This window comes from Leclercia sp. GHBNCSD (genome assembly GCF_055805075.1).
Genome location: NZ_JBQVYO010000001.1, coordinates 1,009,344 through 1,026,905, shown reverse-complemented (window position 1 = coordinate 1,026,905; position 17,562 = coordinate 1,009,344). Strand labels below are relative to the sequence as shown.

General features: G+C 56.0%; 16 protein-coding genes. 12 read left to right on the top strand and 4 right to left on the bottom strand.

Annotated features, from left to right (window positions below; all coding sequences use genetic code 11):
* Nucleotides 1-2 precede the first annotated feature (2 nt).
* From ACT3IC_RS05135 to nqrM, 6 genes are read left to right on the top strand one after another with little or no spacing between them, the layout of a single operon-like run.
* Entirely contained in the window at nucleotides 3-1,241 is a 1,239-nt protein-coding gene (locus tag ACT3IC_RS05135) for an NADH:ubiquinone reductase (Na(+)-transporting) subunit B (RefSeq protein ID WP_156653952.1), read from the top strand.
* Nucleotides 1,234-2,028, top strand: coding sequence for a Na(+)-translocating NADH-quinone reductase subunit C (locus ACT3IC_RS05130; RefSeq protein ID WP_159339674.1), 795 nt, complete (start codon nucleotides 1,234-1,236; stop codon nucleotides 2,026-2,028). The genes ACT3IC_RS05135 and ACT3IC_RS05130 overlap by 8 nt, the downstream gene beginning before the upstream one ends.
* Nucleotides 2,021-2,659 carry an NADH:ubiquinone reductase (Na(+)-transporting) subunit D gene (locus tag ACT3IC_RS05125; RefSeq protein WP_103178379.1) on the top strand — a complete coding sequence of 213 codons (639 nt, stop codon included), beginning with the start codon at nucleotides 2,021-2,023 and terminating at the stop codon, nucleotides 2,657-2,659. Before ACT3IC_RS05130 ends, ACT3IC_RS05125 begins: the two co-directional genes overlap by 8 nt.
* Before the next feature lie 6 nt (nucleotides 2,660-2,665).
* A complete protein-coding gene (nqrE, locus tag ACT3IC_RS05120; RefSeq protein ID WP_103178380.1) occupies nucleotides 2,666-3,262 on the top strand; it encodes an NADH:ubiquinone reductase (Na(+)-transporting) subunit E in 597 nt (198 codons plus the stop codon).
* Nucleotides 3,263-3,273: 11 nt separating this feature from the next.
* A complete protein-coding gene (gene nqrF / locus ACT3IC_RS05115; RefSeq protein ID WP_103178381.1) occupies nucleotides 3,274-4,497 on the top strand; it encodes an NADH:ubiquinone reductase (Na(+)-transporting) subunit F in 1,224 nt (407 codons plus the stop codon).
* Nucleotides 4,497-4,712, top strand: coding sequence for a (Na+)-NQR maturation NqrM (gene nqrM / locus ACT3IC_RS05110; RefSeq protein WP_168192001.1), 216 nt, complete (start codon nucleotides 4,497-4,499; stop codon nucleotides 4,710-4,712). Before nqrF ends, nqrM begins: the two co-directional genes overlap by 1 nt.
* A 32-nt stretch (nucleotides 4,713-4,744) precedes the next feature.
* Here nqrM and ACT3IC_RS05105 read toward each other — a convergent pair whose 3' ends face one another.
* Nucleotides 4,745-5,590 (bottom strand): glycerophosphodiester phosphodiesterase family protein, encoded by an 846-nt coding sequence (locus ACT3IC_RS05105; RefSeq protein ID WP_159339675.1) that lies wholly within the window; start codon nucleotides 5,588-5,590, stop codon nucleotides 4,745-4,747.
* A 159-nt stretch (nucleotides 5,591-5,749) separates the two neighbouring features.
* Between ACT3IC_RS05105 and dinB the strand changes: the two genes are divergently transcribed.
* Nucleotides 5,750-6,808, top strand: coding sequence for a DNA polymerase IV (gene dinB / locus ACT3IC_RS05100; RefSeq protein WP_156653954.1), 1,059 nt, complete (start codon nucleotides 5,750-5,752; stop codon nucleotides 6,806-6,808).
* A 139-nt stretch (nucleotides 6,809-6,947) separates the two neighbouring features.
* On the opposite strand, the gene pepD is transcribed toward dinB, so the two are convergent.
* Complete coding sequence (gene pepD, locus ACT3IC_RS05095) at nucleotides 6,948-8,405, bottom strand: cytosol nonspecific dipeptidase (protein WP_473476558.1); 1,458 nt, start codon at nucleotides 8,403-8,405, stop codon at nucleotides 6,948-6,950.
* Between the two features lie 260 nt (nucleotides 8,406-8,665).
* Here pepD and gpt point away from each other — a divergent pair, with 260 nt between their 5' ends.
* The 3 genes from gpt (at nucleotide 8,666) to crl (ending at nucleotide 10,925) form a co-directional block, all read left to right on the top strand.
* Nucleotides 8,666-9,124: a xanthine phosphoribosyltransferase gene (gpt, locus tag ACT3IC_RS05090; protein WP_032616685.1), complete on the top strand. Its 459-nt coding sequence runs from the start codon at nucleotides 8,666-8,668 to the stop codon at nucleotides 9,122-9,124.
* A 97-nt stretch (nucleotides 9,125-9,221) separates the two neighbouring features.
* A complete protein-coding gene (frsA, locus tag ACT3IC_RS05085; protein ID WP_103178386.1) occupies nucleotides 9,222-10,466 on the top strand; it encodes an esterase FrsA in 1,245 nt (414 codons plus the stop codon).
* A gap of 57 nt (nucleotides 10,467-10,523) precedes the next feature.
* On the top strand, nucleotides 10,524-10,925 hold the full coding sequence (gene crl / locus ACT3IC_RS05080) for a sigma factor-binding protein Crl (RefSeq protein ID WP_103178387.1): 402 nt from the start codon (nucleotides 10,524-10,526) through the stop codon (nucleotides 10,923-10,925).
* A 62-nt stretch (nucleotides 10,926-10,987) separates the two neighbouring features.
* Here crl and phoE read toward each other — a convergent pair whose 3' ends face one another.
* Entirely contained in the window at nucleotides 10,988-12,040 is a 1,053-nt protein-coding gene (phoE, locus tag ACT3IC_RS05075; protein WP_156653956.1) for a phosphoporin PhoE, read from the bottom strand.
* A gap of 302 nt (nucleotides 12,041-12,342) precedes the next feature.
* Between phoE and proB the strand changes: the two genes are divergently transcribed.
* Nucleotides 12,343-13,446 carry a glutamate 5-kinase gene (gene proB / locus ACT3IC_RS05070; protein WP_103178389.1) on the top strand — a complete coding sequence of 368 codons (1,104 nt, stop codon included), beginning with the start codon at nucleotides 12,343-12,345 and terminating at the stop codon, nucleotides 13,444-13,446.
* Nucleotides 13,447-13,456: 10 nt separating this feature from the next.
* A complete protein-coding gene (gene proA / locus ACT3IC_RS05065; protein ID WP_420193615.1) occupies nucleotides 13,457-14,710 on the top strand; it encodes a glutamate-5-semialdehyde dehydrogenase in 1,254 nt (417 codons plus the stop codon).
* Between the two features lie 18 nt (nucleotides 14,711-14,728).
* On the opposite strand, the gene ACT3IC_RS05060 is transcribed toward proA, so the two are convergent.
* Nucleotides 14,729-17,377, bottom strand: a complete 2,649-nt coding sequence (locus tag ACT3IC_RS05060; RefSeq protein ID WP_290554660.1) for a bifunctional diguanylate cyclase/phosphodiesterase — start codon at nucleotides 17,375-17,377, stop codon at nucleotides 14,729-14,731.
* Between the last annotated feature and the right edge of the window lie 185 nt (nucleotides 17,378-17,562).

Here is a 17,562-nt window from a genome sequence, read left to right as displayed (position 1 = left end):
TGATGGGCCTGAAACATCTCATTGAAAAACTGGAGCCGCATTTTACTCACGGCGGCAAGCTGGAAAAGTACTACCCGCTTTTTGAAGCGACCGCGACGCTCCTGTATACGCAAGGGCAGGTGACGAAAGGGGCCGCGCACGTGCGCGACGCCATCGATCTCAAACGTATGATGATCCTCGTCTGGTTCGCTGTGTTCCCGGCGATGTTCTGGGGCATGTACAACGTCGGTCTGCAAACCATCCCCGCGCTTAACCATCTGTACGATGCGCAGCAACTTCAGCAGGTTATCGCTGGCGACTGGCACTACCGGCTGGCGCAGACGCTGGGCGTGAGCTTTGCGCCTGATGCCGGCTGGATCAGCATGATGACGCTGGGGGCGGTCTACTTCCTGCCCATTTACATGACGGTCTTTCTGGTCGGCGGCTTCTGGGAAGTGCTGTTTGCCATCGTGCGTAAGCATGAAATCAACGAAGGCTTCTTTGTCACCTCCATTCTGTTTGCCCTGATTGTGCCACCGACGTTGCCACTGTGGCAGGCGGCGCTGGGGATCACCTTTGGTGTGGTGATGGCGAAGGAGATCTTCGGCGGTACCGGACGTAACTTCCTTAACCCGGCCCTCGCCGGGCGCGCGTTCCTGTTCTTTGCTTATCCGGCGCAAATCTCCGGCGATCTGGTCTGGACCGCTGCCGACGGGTTTTCCGGCGCAACGCCACTCTCCCAGTGGGCCGCTCGCGGCGGTGAGGCGCTGGTCAACAACGCCACCGGACAGCCGGTTAGCTGGTTCGATGCCTTTATCGGTACCATTCCTGGGTCAGTCGGCGAAGTTTCCACGCTGATGATCCTGATTGGCGGAGCCATCATTCTCTTTGGCCGTGTCGCCTCCTGGCGCATTGTGGCAGGCGTCATGCTCGGCATGATCCTCACCGCGACGCTGTTTAACCTGATCGGTTCGGCGACGAATCCGATGTTCGCCATGCCGTGGTACTGGCATCTGGTGCTGGGCGGGTTCGCCTTCGGCATGATGTTTATGGCGACAGATCCGGTTTCAGCATCCTTTACCAATAAAGGAAAATGGTATTACGGGGCGCTTATTGGTGCGATGTGCGTCCTTATCCGCGTGGTGAACCCGGCCTATCCGGAAGGGATGATGCTGGCGATCCTGTTCGCTAACCTGTTTGCGCCGCTGTTCGATTACCTGGTGGTGCGTGCCAACATCAAACGGAGGAAGGCGCGTGGCTGAGATTAGAAATAATGACACTATCGGCAAGACGCTGATGGTGGTGGTGGTGCTTTGCCTGGTCTGCTCCATTGTGGTAGCAGGATCTGCGGTGGGTCTTAAATCCCGTCAGCAGGAGCAACGCGCCCTGGATAAACAACGTAACATCCTGGCCGTCGCCGGGCTGATGAACGGCGAAATGAGGGCTGAGGATGTGGCGCAGACCTTTGCTTCACGCATCACGCCACGTCTGGTGGATCTCAATACTGGCGAGCTGCTGGAGACCGATCCATCCACTTACAATCAGGCCCAGGCGCTGAAAGATCCGCAGCGCAGCACGGTACTGGAGGCCAGTCAGGATCCGGCAGGCATCAAACGCCGCAGCAATACGGCGGAGATTTATCTGGTACGCGATGAACAAAACCGTGTCCAGGAGCTGGTTCTGCCGGTCTATGGCAATGGTCTGTGGTCGATGATGTATGCCTTCGTGGCGCTCAACACCGATGGACGCACCGTCAAGGGCATCACTTACTACGATCAGGGCGAAACCCCGGGGCTGGGCGGCGAAGTCGAAAACCCAGCCTGGCGGGCGCAGTTTGTCGGCAAAAAAGTGCTGGATGATAACGGCCAGCCGGCGCTTAAAGTGGTGAAAGGCGGGGCGCGTCCGGGTGATGAGTACGCCATCGATGGCCTGTCGGGCGCCACGCTGACCTCAAACGGTGTGCAGCATAGCTTTGATTTCTGGATGGGCGAGATGGGTTTTGGTCCTTTTCTCAAAAAGGTACGTGAAGGAGAGCTGAACAATGGCTGATGTGGGCGAACTGAAAGAAGTTAAACGGGTGCTTATTGGGCCGCTCATCGCCAACAACCCGATTACCCTGCAGGTACTGGGCGTCTGTTCGGCGCTGGCGGTCACCACAAAACTGGAGACCGCCGTGGTGATGACCCTGGCGGTAACGCTGGTGACGGCGTTTTCCAGCTTGTTTATCTCAATGATCCGCCACCACATCCCGAACAGCGTGCGCATTATCGTGCAGATGGCGATCATCGCCTCGCTGGTCATTGTGGTGGATCAGCTGCTGCGGGCATTTGCCTACGAAATCTCAAAACAGCTGTCGGTCTTTGTTGGCCTGATCATCACCAACTGCATCGTGATGGGACGTGCAGAAGCCTATGCGATGAAAATGCCGCCGCTGGCCAGCTTTATGGACGGTATCGGCAACGGTCTTGGCTATGGCGTGATCCTGCTGACGGTCGGTTTCCTGCGCGAGCTTCTTGGCAGCGGCAAACTGTTTGGTATTCCTGTCCTTGAAACCGTACAAAACGGTGGCTGGTATCTGCCAAACGGCTTGTTCCTGCTGGCGCCCAGCGCGTTCTTCATTATCGGTTTGTTGATCTGGGCGGTGAGAACCTGGCGCCCTGAACAGCAGGAAAAGGAGTAACCGACAATGGCTCATTACATTAGCTTGTTTGTGCGCGCGGTGTTTGTCGAAAACATGGCGCTCGCGTTTTTCCTCGGGATGTGTACTTTCCTCGCGGTCTCCAAAAAGGTATCGACCGCCTTCGGGCTGGGCATTGCCGTCACGGTGGTGCTGGGGCTGTCGGTCCCGATCAACAACCTGGTATTTAACCTGGTGCTACGCGACAGCGCGCTGGTTGAGGGGATTGACCTGAGCTTCCTCAACTTTATCACCTTCATTGGGGTGATTGCGGCACTGGTTCAGATCCTCGAGATGATCCTCGATAAATACTTCCCGTCACTGTATACGGCGCTGGGCATCTTCCTGCCGCTGATTGCGGTGAACTGCGCCATCTTCGGTGGCGTATCGTTTATGGTTCAGCGTGATTACAACTTTACCGAGTCGATAGTGTACGGTTTCGGCTCTGGTATTGGCTGGATGCTGGCTATCGTGGCGTTGGCGGGTCTGCGTGAAAAAATGAAGTATGCCAACGTGCCGGCCGGTCTGCGCGGCTTAGGGATCACCTTTATCACCACTGGTCTGATGGCGCTGGGCTTTATGTCCTTCTCCGGTGTGCAGCTGTAAGGGCAAAATCTATGGAAATTATTCTTGGCGTAGTGATGTTCACGCTGATCGTGCTGGTGCTCTCGGGGCTGATTCTGGTGGCGCGCTCAAAGCTGGTCAATTCCGGCGATGTGATCATTGAGATAAACGATGAGGCAGATAAGCAGATCCTGACGCCTGCGGGCGACAAGCTGCTGAACACCCTCTCTGGCAATGGCATTTTTATCTCCTCTGCCTGCGGTGGCGGCGGTTCATGCGGACAATGCCGCGTGACCGTCAAAGAGGGCGGCGGCGATATTCTGCCAACGGAACTGTCGCACATCAGCAAGCGCGAAGCGAAAGAGGGCTGTCGTCTGGCTTGCCAGGTGGCGGTTCGCCAGAACATGAAGATCGAACTGCCGGAGGAGATCTTCGGCATTAAGAAGTGGCAGTGTGAAGTTATCTCCAATGATAACAAAGCCACCTTCATTAAAGAGCTGAAGCTGCGGGTTCCCGACGGGGAAGACGTGCCGTTCCGTGCGGGCGGATACATTCAGATTGAATGCCCGGAACATACTGTCGCGTATAAAGATTTTGATGTGCCTGAGAAGTACCGCGGTGACTGGGATAAATTCAACCTGTTCCGTTTTGTCTCTGAGGTAAAAGAGCCGACGCTGCGCGCCTATTCAATGGCTAACTACCCGGAAGAGAAGGGCATTATCATGCTCAACGTGCGTATTGCCACGCCGCCACCAAACGTGCCGGACGCACCGCCGGGGATCATGTCTTCTTATATCTGGTCGCTGAAAGCGGGAGATAAAGTTACTATCTCCGGTCCATTTGGTGAGTTCTTTGCTAAAGATACCGACGCCGAAATGGTCTTTATCGGCGGGGGCGCCGGCATGGCGCCGATGCGCTCGCACATTTTTGACCAGCTTAAGCGCCTCGGCAGTAAGCGTAAAATCAGCTTCTGGTATGGTGCCCGTTCGCTGCGCGAAATGTTCTATCAGGATGAGTTTGAACAGCTTGCGCGGGACAACCCGAACTTTACCTTCCACATTGCGCTTTCCGATCCGCAGCCGGAAGACAACTGGACCGGCTATACCGGCTTTATTCATAACGTCCTGTATGAAAACTATCTGAAGCACCATGCCGCGCCGGAAGACTGTGAGTTCTATATGTGTGGTCCGCCGATGATGAACGCCGCAGTCATTAAAATGCTGCAGGATCTGGGCGTGGAAGATGAGAACATCATGCTGGATGATTTTGGAGGCTGATGATGATGACCTTCGTGCTGACCTTTGCCGTTTTTGTGCTGGTGATCTTCGGCATGTCCCTCGGCTGGCTGATTAAGCGCAAAAGCATTCAGGGCAGCTGTGGTGGCATCTCTTCCCTGGGGATGGAGAAAGTTTGCGATTGCCCTGAGCCGTGCGATGCGCGTAAAAAGCGTATGGCGCGTGAGGCGCAGCGCCAGCAAAACCGGATCCTCTGAAATAAACAGGCCGCATCAAGCGGCCTGTTTTTTTACTTAAGCCACTCCCGCGCCTGGGCTGGGGAATCGACCATCACCCCATCGGCCCCCAGCGCTTTTGCTTTCTGGTAATCCTCCGCGGAATTTACCCCCAGCAGGATAATGTGACCATTACCCTGCGAGCGGAAACAGTCCATCGCCTCTTTGTCCCATGTCAGGGTTGCCGGAGAGATCCCCTCGCCCAGGGTAAACTTCTCCACCACCTCGACCTTGCGGTTCAGCTCCAGCCCGTACCAGTATGCGTCCATTGTCTTTGCTGGTGCCTGGCACACGTGGTTCAGCGAGATATTTGCCAGCCGGGTACGCGTTTCACTGCGGGTGACAAAACGCGGTATTTCTGCGGGCAGCGCATCCAGATAGCGATCTTCGGTAGAGTACACGCGCACGCGGTTCAGGCTGTTGGTCTCTTTCAGCACGGTCAGCAGCTGCTTGCCCATCCCGACTGCATCAGCATCCGGGGATTTGATATCAATATAGAAGCGGGTCTCAGGCCAGCGTTCAAGCACGGCTTTCAGCGTTGGAATAGTGGCGCCGGTAACGCTCTCTTTCCATTTCGCACCTGCGTTAAATGTCGCCAGCTCTGCCTGGGTGTACTGGGACACTTTTCCCTGAGCGGGGGTTAACGCACTCAAATCGCTGGGACGATACAGAACGGGAACGCCGTCACGGCTGAGCTGCACGGTTATCCAGATAGCCTGAGCATGATTTTCCAGCGCCAGGGCAATGGCAGGCAGCGTATTCTCCGGCGCATCGGCGGTTCCGCCGCGGTGAGCAATAATTTGCGGGTCAGCCCAGGCGTTTGAGGCGATCAGCAGTGAAGCGATAATCATCTTTTTCATGAATAAATTTCCATTTTAAATGCATTAACTTGATGAATTTAAAGCGTTTATCTGCTCTATCTTGTACCACGATTTAATGACAGAAGTGAGACAGTAAAACTGCTGACGCATTTTTTGTACTTTGTTATACTGGATGTAATTACAGGTGTGGTGAAGACGATGCGCAAAATCATCCATGTCGATATGGACTGTTTTTTTGCTGCGGTGGAGATGCGGGATAACCCGGCGCTGCGGGATATCCCCATTGCCATTGGCGGCAGTCGCGAGCGGCGTGGCGTGATCAGTACCGCTAACTATCCGGCGCGTAAGTTCGGGGTGCGCAGCGCCATGCCAACCGCCATGGCGTTAAAACTCTGCCCGCATCTCACCTTACTGCCGGGGCGTTTCGATGCCTACAAAGAAGCCTCCAGCCATATCCGCGACATCTTTTCCCGCTACACCTCCCTGATTGAACCGCTGTCGCTGGATGAAGCCTATCTGGATGTCACCGACAGCCTGCACTGTCACGGCTCCGCCACGCTGATGGCGCAGGAGATCCGCCAGACGATTTTCAATGAGCTGCAGCTCACCGCCTCGGCGGGCGTCGCCCCGGTTAAATTTCTCGCCAAAATTGCCTCGGATCTCAATAAGCCCAACGGTCAGTATGTGATCACCCCCGACGAGGTCCCGGCATTTATCAAAACGTTGCCGCTCAGCAAGATCCCCGGCGTGGGTAAAGTCTCTGCGGCAAAGCTGGAGAAGATGGGACTGCGCACCTGCGAGGATGTGCAGAACAGCGATCTGGGCATGTTACTTAAGCGCTTTGGTAAGTTTGGCCGGGTGCTCTGGGAGCGAAGCCAGGGCATTGACGAGCGCAACGTTAACAGCGAGCGGCTGCGTAAATCGGTCGGTGTGGAACGGACCCTGGCTGAGGATATCCACGAGTGGGCAGCCTGTGAAACCATTATTGTCGAACAGCTTTATCCGGAACTGGAACGGCGGCTGGCGAAGGTCAAACCGGATCTGCTGATTGCCCGGCAGGGGGTAAAACTGAAGTTCAACGACTTTCAGCAAACTACGCAGGAGCACGTCTGGCCGCGGCTTAACAAGGAAGATCTGATCGCCACCGCGAAGAAAACCTGGGAAGAGCGTCGGGCAGGGCGCGGGGTGCGGCTGGTGGGATTACATGTCACGCTGCTGGATCCGCAGCTTGAGCGGCAGCTGGTGCTGGGGCTGTAAAAAAGCCCGGTGGCGCTCACGCTTACCGGGCCTACAAACTACTGCCCGGTGGCGCTTTGCTTACCGGGCCTACAAATGACAAACGATGTTGACCTTGTAGGCCCGGCAAACGCAGTGCCGCGGGGCAACAGTCGGCTGATTACTTCGCCGGGATCGCTTTCAGCAGTTCCGTCAGCAGGGTCCAGTAATGGCCCACGCTTTCAATATGAACCTGCTCATCCGGCGAGTGCGGACCGGTAATGGTTGGCCCGATAGACACCATATCCATATCCGGGTACGGTTTTTTGAACAGACCGCACTCCAGACCAGCGTGGATCACCTGAATGTTCGGCGTGCTGTTGAACAGACGCTGATAGGTTTCACGCACCAGCGCCATCACCGGCGAGCTCGCATCTGGCTGCCAGCCCGGGTAGCTGCCCTTGGCGACGGTCTGCGCGCCAGAGAGTTTGCCCAGAGATTCCAGCATGCTCACCACGTAATCTTTCCCGCTGTCGATCAGGGAGCGGATCAGGCAGATGATCTCTGCGCTGTCGTCAGCCATGGTCACCACGCCGACGTTCAGAGAGGTTTCCACCACGCCTTTCGCCACGTCAGAGTTGCGGATCACGCCGTTTGGCGTGGCGTTCAGCAGCTGAACAAAGCGGTCGCGGGACTGTTCAGTCAGCGCCGCTTTATCGCTGGTGCTCGCTTCCAGAACCACGGTCAGGTTCTTCTCTTTGGCGTCCAGTTCGTTTTTCAGGATATCCAGATAAACGGAGGAGAGCTTTTTCAGCGCATCGGCTTTGTCTGCGGCAACCGCCACGGTCGCGAACGCTTCACGCGGGATAGCGTTACGCAGCGTACCGCCATTGAAATCCACCAGACGCAGATCCAGCTCGGCAGCATGACCGGCCAGGAAACGGGCCAGCAGTTTGTTGGCGTTGCCTAACCCTAAGTGGATGTCACCGCCGGAGTGGCCGCCTTTCAGACCTTTCAGCGTCAGCTTAAAGGTCTGGAACCCTGCCGGGATCGCTTCACGGGTCAGTGGCAGCGTGGAGATAAAATCGATACCGCCTGCGCAACCCATATAGATTTCGCCTTCCTCTTCGGAGTCGGTATTGATCAGAATATCCGCCTGCAGCCAGTTCGGTTGCAGACCAAACGCGCCATCCATACCGGCTTCTTCGGTCATGGTCAGCAGCACTTCCAGCGGACCATGCTCAACGCTATCGTCGGCCAGCACCGCCAGCGCAGAGGCCATACCGATGCCGTTATCCGCACCCAGGGTGGTGCCGCGGGCTTTAACCCACTCGCCGTCGATGTACGGCTGAATCGGATCTTTGGTGAAGTCGTGAACGGTGTCGTTGTTCTTCTGTGGCACCATGTCCAGGTGCGCCTGCAGCACAACCAGTTTACGGTTTTCCATGCCTGCGGTGGCGGGTTTACGGATCAGAATGTTGCCAACCTGGTCGCGTTCGGCGTGCAGCCCTTTTTCCTTCGCCCAGCCCATGATGTGTTCGGCAAGCTGTTCTTCGTGATAGGACGGGTGAGGAATGGAGCAAATTTTGGCAAAAATATCCCACAGCGGCTGTGGCGATAGTTGAGACAGTTCAGACACAGTAAGTCTCCTTGTCGATCTCCTGCAGACAATCTTGCAGGTCACGGGGTTAGCAGGTTTAGAGTTACCACAAGTCAGACTTGCGAGGTGGGTTTGAGAATACCACTTTCTCTGTCGGCTGGTAGGGGTAAGCAAGTAAAAACTCCCGCTGTAACCGCTTAGCACTGGTTTTTAGTGCTTCAGATCTCTATAATCTCGCGCAACCATTTTCCCCCTCGAACACTTTTTAAGCCGTATAAACACAGGCTGGGACAATTCACATGAGCGAAAAATACATCGTCACCTGGGACATGTTGCAGATTCATGCACGTAAACTGGCTGCGCGCCTGATGCCATCCGAACAGTGGAAAGGCATCATCGCTGTCAGCCGCGGCGGCCTGGTACCAGGGGCACTGCTGGCACGTGAGCTGGGTATTCGTCATGTCGATACCGTGTGCATCTCCAGCTACGACCATGACAACCAGCGTGAGCTGAAAGTGCTGAAACGCGCTGAAGGCGATGGTGAAGGTTTCATCGTGATTGACGATCTGGTTGATACCGGCGGTACGGCAGTGGCTATCCGCGAAATGTATCCAAAAGCGCATTTCGTCACTATCTTCGCGAAACCGGCCGGCAAGCCGCTGGTTGACGATTATGTCATTGATATCCCACAGGATACCTGGATCGAGCAGCCATGGGATATGGGTGTTGTATTCGTCCCACCTATTTCTGGTCGCTAATCCATATTTTTTAACGCCCGGTGATGCCGGGCGTTATTTTTTCGCCACTGGCGCGTTACAATGACCCTCTCTGACGTATCTATAGAGGCAGCGCGCAATGTCCCAGGCGAATCTCAGTGAAATTCTCTTCAAGCCCAAGTTCAAGCACCCGGAAACGTCGACGCTGGTTCGTCGTTTTAACGGCAGTACACAGCCGTCAGTGCAGTCCGCGCTCGATGGCAAAAATATCCCGCACTGGTATCGCATGGTTAACCGCCTGATGTGGATCTGGCGTGGTGTCGATCCCCGCGAAATTCTCGACGTGCAGGCGCGTATTGTCATGAGCCAGGCCGAGCGCACCGACGGTGAACTGTACGACACGGTGGTGGGCTATCGCGGCGGCAACTGGATCTATGAATGGGCAAAACAGGCGATGATCTGGCAGCAGAAGGCCAGCCAGGAGGAGGATCCTCTGTTAAGCGGCCAGCACTGGCTGCACGCCTCTAACCTCTACAGCATTGCGGCTTACCCGCACCTGAAAGGCGACGAGCTGGCAGAGCAGGCCCAGGCGCTGGCAAACCGCGCCTACCAGGAGGCGGCCCAGCACCTGCCTGGCCGGATGCGCGAAATCAGCTTTACCATCCCCGGTGGTCCGGCGGTCACCGGCTTCCTCCATATGCCCGCGGGCGACGGCCCCTTCCCGACGGTGATGATGTGCGGCGGCCTCGACTCCCTGCAGACCGATTACTACAGCCTGTATGAGCGCTACCTGGCGCCGAAAGGGCTGGCGATGCTGACCCTCGACATGCCCTCTATTGGCTTTTCGTCAAAATGGAAACTGACCCAGGATTCCAGCTTGCTCCACCAGCATGCGCTGAGAGCGCTGGAGCAAAACCCGTGGGTGGATCACACCCGCGTAGCGGCGTTTGGTTTCCGCTTTGGCGCCAATGTCGCTGTCCGTCTGGCTTATCTCGAATCTTCGCGTCTGAAGGCGGTGGCCTGTCTGGGGCCGGTGGTTCACGCCCTGTTAAGCGAACCTGCCCGCCAGAGCAGCGTGCCAGAGATGTACCTTGATGTGCTGGCCAGCCGGCTGGGTATGCACGATGCCTCGGACGAGGCGCTGCGCGTAGAGCTCAACCGCTACTCTTTGAAAATGCAGGGGCTGCTGGGGCGTCGTTGCCCTACGCCAATGCTCTCTGGTTTCTGGAAAAACGATCCCTTCAGCCCGGAAGAGGAGTCCCGCTTAATCACCTCGTCATCTGTGGATGGCAAGCTGCTGGAGGTGCCGTTCAGCCCGGTGTATGAAAATTTTGACAAAGCACTGCAGCAGATCACGCGCTGGATCCATCAGAGATTGAGTTAAGAGATTGCTAATTTTTTTGGGTTTGGTAAAACAGTGGCTTCACAAAAGGAGATCGCAATGACGTTACCGAGTGGACATCCGAAAAGTAGGATGATCAAGAAGTTTATGGCTCTTGGCCCCTACATCCGCGAAGAGCAGTGCGAAGAGAATCGCTTCTTTTTCGATTGCCTGGCAGTTTGCGTTAACGTAAAGCCAGCGCCGGAGAAGCGCGAATTCTGGGGATGGTGGATGGAAATGGAAGCAGAAGCGTCACGCTTCACCTACAACTATCAGTTTGGCCTGTTCAATAAAGAGGGTCACTGGCAGGAGATGGCCATTAAGGATCCCGAAGTGATCCAGCGCCTTGAGCATACCTTGCGTGAATTCCACGAAAAAGCCCGTACGCTGCTGGCAACGTTCGATCTGAAACTCGAGCCTGCTGATGATTTCACCAATGAACCGGTGAAGCTGACAGCATAAGCCCGGCATCAAAAAAACAATAAAAAAACCCGGCGCTTAGCCGGGTTTTTTATCGGCATAAATCAGAACTGGTAGGTCATACCCAGCGCAACGATGTCATCGCTGCTCACACCCAGTTTATTGTTGTCATCAATCTGGTTGATTTTATAATCAACAAACGCGGACATATTTTTGTTGAAATAGTAGGTCGCGCCGACGTCGATATATTTCACGATATCTTCATCACCGATGCCTTCAATATCCTTGCCTTTTGACTGGACATAACCCAGGGATGGACGCAGACCAAAGTCAAACTGATATTGCGCAACGGCTTCGAAGTTTTGCGCCTTATTGGCAAAGCCACCGGAGATTGGCGTCATATTACGCGTTTCGGTGTACATGGTTGCCAGATAAATGTTGTTGGCGTCATATTTCAGGCCGGTACCCCAGGCTTCGGCTTTTTTACCTTCGCCGCGCGCCAGCAGGTTCTGGGCATTGGTTCGGTCAGAGTTGGTGTAGGCGCCGCTGATGGCGAAGTCGCTGCCGCCGAAATCATAGGTCAGAGCGGTACCAAAGCCGTCGCCGTTCTGTTTTTTAGCTTCGCGGCCTTCGTTTTTACCCTGATATTGCAGCGTCAGATCCAGGCCATCGATGGCGCCGAAGAAGTCACTATTACGGTAAGTTGCCAGGCCGCTGGAGCGCTTGGTCATGAAGTTGTCGGTCTGCGCAGAAGAGTCACCGCCGAATTCCGGGAACATATCGGTCCAGGCTTCAACGTCATACAGCGCACCGAGGTTACGACCGTAATCGAATGAGCCGAAATCCTTCAGCTTAATACCGGCAAAGGCCAGACGGGTTTTCTGTGAAGAGTCGCTTTCAGCTTTATTGCCGGAGAACTCAGCTTCCCAGCGGCCATAACCGGTGAGCTGATCGTTAATCTGGGTTTCGCCCTTAAAGCCGAAACGCACATAAGTCTGGTCACCATCTTTGGCATCATCATCGCTGATATAACGCATCGCTTTCACTTTTCCGTAAACGTCCAGTTTATTGCCGTTTTTATTAAACACTTCGGCTGCCTGTACAGATGCGGAAGCAACAACGCCCATTACCACTAATGCCAGAGTACTCTTTTTCATTTTCAATCCTGGTTTTATATACGCGCTAATATTCGCTGAACAGTAAGCTCATGCTTTTGTTCCGTGAAAAAACAGGAAGGGTTTTAACGTTCTGTAATGAACGTTTTATGACAATCTCAGAATAATTTTAAATAATTGTATTTTTCTGTTTCAGTAATAAAACCGTCAAATTCTGCCGCTACGCTTCCTGATCCCGCGCAACAAAGTGGTTGCCTCTGCGTTATGGCGGTTGGCAACGGACCCCAGTCCTGATAAAAAGTCTGATTAATATCATTTCCCTTATTGTTGAACGGCAGAGAACTATGAGTGACAGCCAGACGCTGGTGGTAAAACTCGGTACCAGTGTGTTAACAGGCGGATCGCGCCGCCTTAATCGCGCCCATATTGTTGAGCTGGTGCGCCAGTGCGCGCAGTTGCACGCCGCAGGGCACCGTATTGTGATTGTCACCTCCGGGGCGATTGCTGCCGGGCGTGAACACCTGGGCTACCCCGAACTTCCGGCCACTATTGCCTCCAAGCAGCTGCTGGCGGCGGTGGGGCAAAGCCGTCTGATTCAGCTCTGGGAACAGCTGTTCTCCATCTATGGCATCCATGTCGGGCAGATGCTGTTGACCCGCGCCGATATGGAAGACCGGGAGCGTTTCCTGAACGCCCGCGACACCCTGCGCGCGCTGCTGGATAACAACATCGTTCCGGTCATTAACGAAAACGACGCGGTCGCCACCGCAGAAATCAAAGTCGGCGATAACGATAACCTTTCGGCGCTGGCCGCCATTCTGGCGGGCGCAGACAAGCTGCTGCTGCTGACCGACCAGCAAGGTCTCTTCACCGCCGATCCGCGTACCAACCCGCAGGCTGAACTTATCACCGATGTAAAAGGTATCGACGATGCGTTGCGCGCCATCGCGGGCGATAGCGTCTCTGGCCTCGGCACCGGCGGCATGGGGACCAAACTGCAGGCCGCCGATGTGGCCTGCCGCGCCGGGATCGACACCATCATCGCCGCGGGCAGCCGTCCGGGGGTTATCGGCGATGTCATGGAAGGCATCTCGGTGGGCACTCGTTTCCATGCCGAAGCGACCCCGCTGGAAAATCGCAAACGCTGGATCTTCGGCGCGCCACCCGCCGGACAGCTCACCGTGGATGAGGGCGCCACCGCCGCTATTCTGGAAAGAGGCAGTTCATTGCTTCCAAAAGGAATTAAAAGCGTGACAGGTAACTTCTCCCGTGGTGAAGTGATTCGTATCTGTAATCTGGAAGGGCGCGACATTGCCCACGGCGTCTCCCGCTACAACAGCGATGCGCTGCGCCGCATTGCAGGCCACCATTCACAGCAGATCGATGCCATTCTCGGCTATGAGTACGGCCCGGTTGCTGTCCATCGCGACGATATGATCACCCGTTAAGGAGCAGGACATGCTGGAACAAATGGGCGCCGCTGCCAAAGCCGCCTCGTACAAACTGGCGCTCCTTTCCAGCCGCGAGAAAAACCGCGTGCTGGAAAAAATCGCTGACTATCTGGAAGCCCAGTCCCACGAGATTTTGCTCGCTAACGAGCAGGATCTGCTGGAAGCCCGCCGCAACGGTCTGAGCGAGGCGATGCTCGATCGCCTGGCATTAAACCCCGCGCGTCTGAAAAGCATTGCTGACGATGTGCGTCAGGTATGCAGTCTGGCCGATCCGGTAGGGCAGGTGATTGACGGCGGACTGCTGGACAGCGGCCTGCGCATCGAACGTCGCCGCGTGCCGCTGGGGGTGATTGGCGTGATCTACGAAGCCCGCCCGAACGTCACCGTTGATGTCGCCTCGCTGTGCCTGAAAACCGGCAATGCCGCCATCCTGCGCGGTGGAAAAGAGACCTGGCGCACCAACGCCGCCACGGTAAAGGTGATCCAGCAGGCGCTGGAAGAGTGCGGCCTGCCAGCTGGTGCGGTACAGGCGATTGAAAGCCCGGATCGTGCCCTGGTCAACGAGATGCTGCGCATGGACAAATATATCGACATGCTGATCCCACGCGGTGGCGCAGGCTTACATAAGCTGTGCCGCGAGCAGTCGACGATCCCGGTGATCACCGGTGGTATCGGCGTGTGCCATATTTTTGTAGATGACACTGCCGAGCTCGAACCGGCCCTGAAGATCATCGTCAACGCCAAAACCCAGCGCCCAAGCACCTGTAACACGGTGGAGACGCTGCTGGTACACCAGGGCATCGCCGGGACCTTCCTGCCGGCACTGAGCAAGCAGATGGCGGAAAGCGGCGTGACTCTGCATGCCGATGCCAACGCGCTGACGCAGCTGCAGAACGGCCCGGCGAAGGTTGAGCCGGTGAAAGCGGAGCAGTACGACGACGAGTTTCTGTCGCTGGATCTGAACGTGAAGGTGGTGGCCGATCTCGACGATGCTATCGCGCACATTCGTGAACACGGCACCCAGCATTCAGATGCGATCCTCACCCGCACCCTGAGCAATGCCGGTCGCTTTATCAACGAGGTGGACTCATCTGCGGTTTACGTCAACGCCTCCACCCGCTTCACCGACGGCGGCCAGTTTGGTCTGGGCGCAGAAGTGGCGGTCAGCACCCAGAAGCTGCATGCCCGCGGCCCGATGGGTCTTGAAGCGCTCACCACCTACAAATGGATTGGCTTCGGCGACGATACCATTCGCGCCTGATTGCCTGCGTGGGCAGCCTCAGCGGTTGCCCGCGCTCGCTCTGGTGTTGAGACCTGCCCGATTCTGCGCCGCCAGGTCCAGCACGGCGATTTGCTGTTTTAGCGCTGTCAGGCTGAGTGGCCTGCTGATGTAATAGCCCTGGGTTTCATCGCACTCCATCATCATCAGTTTTTGCAGTTGTCCTTCGTTCTCTACGCCTTCAGCCGTAATACTCAGCGAGAACGCTTTACCCAGGCCGATAATATTTTCGACGATGGTATTGGCGCTGTCGCTCTCTGGCATACCGTCGATAAACGATTTATCCAGCTTGATGCCATCGAACGGGAAATTGCGCAGGTAGCTCAGGGAGGAGTAGCCGGTGCCGAAGTCGTCCATCAGCAGCTTCACGCCCAGTTTCTTGAGCGCCAGCATGATTTCGAGACTGTTTTCAGGATTCCACAGGGTGGCGTTTTCGGTGATTTCAATCTCCAGCCGGGATGGATCTAACTGCGATATCTCTAGCGCCTCTTTGATGCGCTCCACGACCTGCCAGGACTGGAACTCGACGGCAGAGATATTCACCGACACGGAGAGGCCGTGCAGCGACTGCTGCGCGTCCCGACAGGCGGTTTTCAGCACCCAGTCGCTCAGCGGAACGATCAGCCCGGTCTCTTCGGCCAGGGAGATAAACTGATCCGGCATGATCAGGCCGAGCTCAGGGTGATCCCAGCGAACCAGCGCCTCCACGGCGATAATGCGCGAGGAGTCATGACCATAGCGCGGCTGATAGACCAGATGGAACTGCTCTTTTTTAATCCCGTCGCGCAGGCTCTCTTCCATCTCGCGACGCTGCACCATCTGTTCAGCCATTTCAGGCGTATAAAATACCCACTTGTTACGGCCGGTGCTTTTGGCTTTGTACAAGGCGATGTCTGAGAAGCGCAGGAGCTCGCTCGCGTCGACCCCATCATGCGGTGCGATAGCCACGCCGATACTGGCACCGATTACGATCTCATTCCCGTTGATCAGGAAGGGGCGCGTAAGTTCGGCAATGATACGTTCGCACAGGGTATCAACGTACTTCCTGTCATGAATGTCGGAGATAATCAGGATAAATTCGTCCCCGCCCTGGCGCGCCACCAGATCGTAATCGCGGATACAGTCTCGTAGCCTGGTCGAAACTTCATGCAGTACGCTATCGCCGGCACTGTGACCAAACAGATCGTTGACCGGTTTGAACTTATCGAGATCGAGGCTGAGCATCGCCAGCGGATGCATCTGCGTAGGCTGCGCCCGCAGCTTGCCCTCAAGGAACTCGCGCATCCGCACCCGGTTGGGCAGCCCGGTGAGATCGTCGTGCCGGGAGAGATACTCCACGCGCGCCTGGGCCTCCACTTCAAGAGTGACATCCGTGGCGGTGCCACGGTAGCCGGTGATCCCCTCCGGCGCGATAACCGGTTTAATCGCAATATGGCAGTAGCGCTGGTGGCCCATCGCCGAAAGATAACGGCAGTGCAGCAAGCGGCGATGACCCGTCTGGCCGGGAAGGGTGATCCACTCCGCCAGCGACTGGTTTTCGGCCTCCATCAGCTCGCTGAGCGGACGGCCAATCCAGGCCGATATGCTGTGCCCGGTGATCCCGGGAAAACGCTCCGAAAGCCAGGTAAAACGCAGCTCGGTGTCCGTCTCCCAGATCCAGTCCGTGGTCGCCTCGGCAACGTCACGAAAACGCCGTTCGCTGGCGGTGAGCGCCAGACGGTTCTGCGCCAGCAGCCAGGTATTTTCATCATACATGCGCGCCTTTTTCAGCGCGTTACGCCCCAGCATCACGCCGGGAATAGCGGTGCACAGCGCCAGCAGGATCAGCAGCGGCAGGATATAGCGCAGCAGCTCCCGACCCGGATTTTCGCTTTTCCATTCGAACGTAACCTGCTGACCATCAACGGGAAGGGTGGCTACCCCGCGTCGTCCTGCCAGCGTTGAGGTGCCCGTATGCTGCACGCGAGTCTGGGCGATACCATACTCTTCACCCAGCGCGGCGAGTTTACGCTCATCCAGCACGTCCACAAACACCAGCACCGAGGCTGGGCCGGGGGCAGCTGTAATGCTTGAGTCATCGCCCGTAGTGATGTTGGCTGCTGCTACCAGTGCCGGATGACCTCCCTTCAGTACCACCGTGTTAGATACGGGGACGGCGTCCGGTTTGCTTATTTTCTGAATCAGGTCGGGCATGGGATCGTCGCCCAGCCAGGCTTGCAGAGAGCGTGTCACCAGCTTGCCGTTGATGACGCTATAACGGGTCTGCCCGTTGACATCCAGCACGAAGACCCCTTCGTACTCAAAATCGCGCCAGAGGGTCGCGCCCATATTCTGGCGGGTATAGGCCCAGTCGATATCCACCTTCGGATGCAGGTGCTGGTAGGCTTCTCCCCACCAGGCATAGTCTTTAATGTGGGTCGCGAGGGTATCGACACGGTTATGAATGGCCTTTTGCAGCAGCATGGCGCTGTGCTTATCGCTGTCTTCATTGATATTTCGCACAATCGTCAGCAGCGCGATGATGGCGATAATAAACAGCACCATTAGCAGAGAGACCATCAGCAGCAGGGCGCGTTTGATAAAGCTGGCGGTTCTTTTTGGCTCAAGGTCCGTGCCAGCTATGTCATCGGTGACAAAAAATTTATTCATTATGTACCCACTCTCTCAGGCATTTCTGTGTTCCGATTAGAATTGTTATCGACCTGTTCTGGCGGGGCTTGATGCCAAAATGAAAACTGAAGATAGCCGATCCTGTTGGGAAATGGGGTAAGATGGCATCGCCGATGCAGGCAAATAACCACAAAATGTGAAGAAAGGCGAAAATAGCCCTTTTT

What these genes read in the sequence shown, in the direction of transcription:
- ACT3IC_RS05135 (WP_156653952.1), top strand. Translation starts at nt 3, where the DNA reads ATGGGCCTGAAACATCTCATTGAAAAACTGGAGCCGCATTTTACTCAC.
- ACT3IC_RS05125 (WP_103178379.1), top strand. Translation starts at nt 2,021, where the DNA reads ATGGCTGATGTGGGCGAACTGAAAGAAGTTAAACGGGTGCTTATTGGG.
- nqrE (WP_103178380.1), top strand. Translation starts at nt 2,666, where the DNA reads ATGGCTCATTACATTAGCTTGTTTGTGCGCGCGGTGTTTGTCGAAAAC.
- nqrF (WP_103178381.1), top strand. Translation starts at nt 3,274, where the DNA reads ATGGAAATTATTCTTGGCGTAGTGATGTTCACGCTGATCGTGCTGGTG.
- nqrM (WP_168192001.1), top strand. Translation starts at nt 4,497, where the DNA reads ATGATGATGACCTTCGTGCTGACCTTTGCCGTTTTTGTGCTGGTGATC.
- ACT3IC_RS05105 (WP_159339675.1), bottom strand. Translation starts at nt 5,590, where the DNA reads ATGAAAAAGATGATTATCGCTTCACTGCTGATCGCCTCAAACGCCTGG.
- dinB (WP_156653954.1), top strand. Translation starts at nt 5,750, where the DNA reads ATGCGCAAAATCATCCATGTCGATATGGACTGTTTTTTTGCTGCGGTG.
- gpt (WP_032616685.1), top strand. Translation starts at nt 8,666, where the DNA reads ATGAGCGAAAAATACATCGTCACCTGGGACATGTTGCAGATTCATGCA.
- frsA (WP_103178386.1), top strand. Translation starts at nt 9,222, where the DNA reads ATGTCCCAGGCGAATCTCAGTGAAATTCTCTTCAAGCCCAAGTTCAAG.
- crl (WP_103178387.1), top strand. Translation starts at nt 10,524, where the DNA reads ATGACGTTACCGAGTGGACATCCGAAAAGTAGGATGATCAAGAAGTTT.
- phoE (WP_156653956.1), bottom strand. Translation starts at nt 12,040, where the DNA reads ATGAAAAAGAGTACTCTGGCATTAGTGGTAATGGGCGTTGTTGCTTCC.
- proB (WP_103178389.1), top strand. Translation starts at nt 12,343, where the DNA reads ATGAGTGACAGCCAGACGCTGGTGGTAAAACTCGGTACCAGTGTGTTA.
- proA (WP_420193615.1), top strand. Translation starts at nt 13,457, where the DNA reads ATGCTGGAACAAATGGGCGCCGCTGCCAAAGCCGCCTCGTACAAACTG.
- ACT3IC_RS05060 (WP_290554660.1), bottom strand. Translation starts at nt 17,377, where the DNA reads ATGAATAAATTTTTTGTCACCGATGACATAGCTGGCACGGACCTTGAG.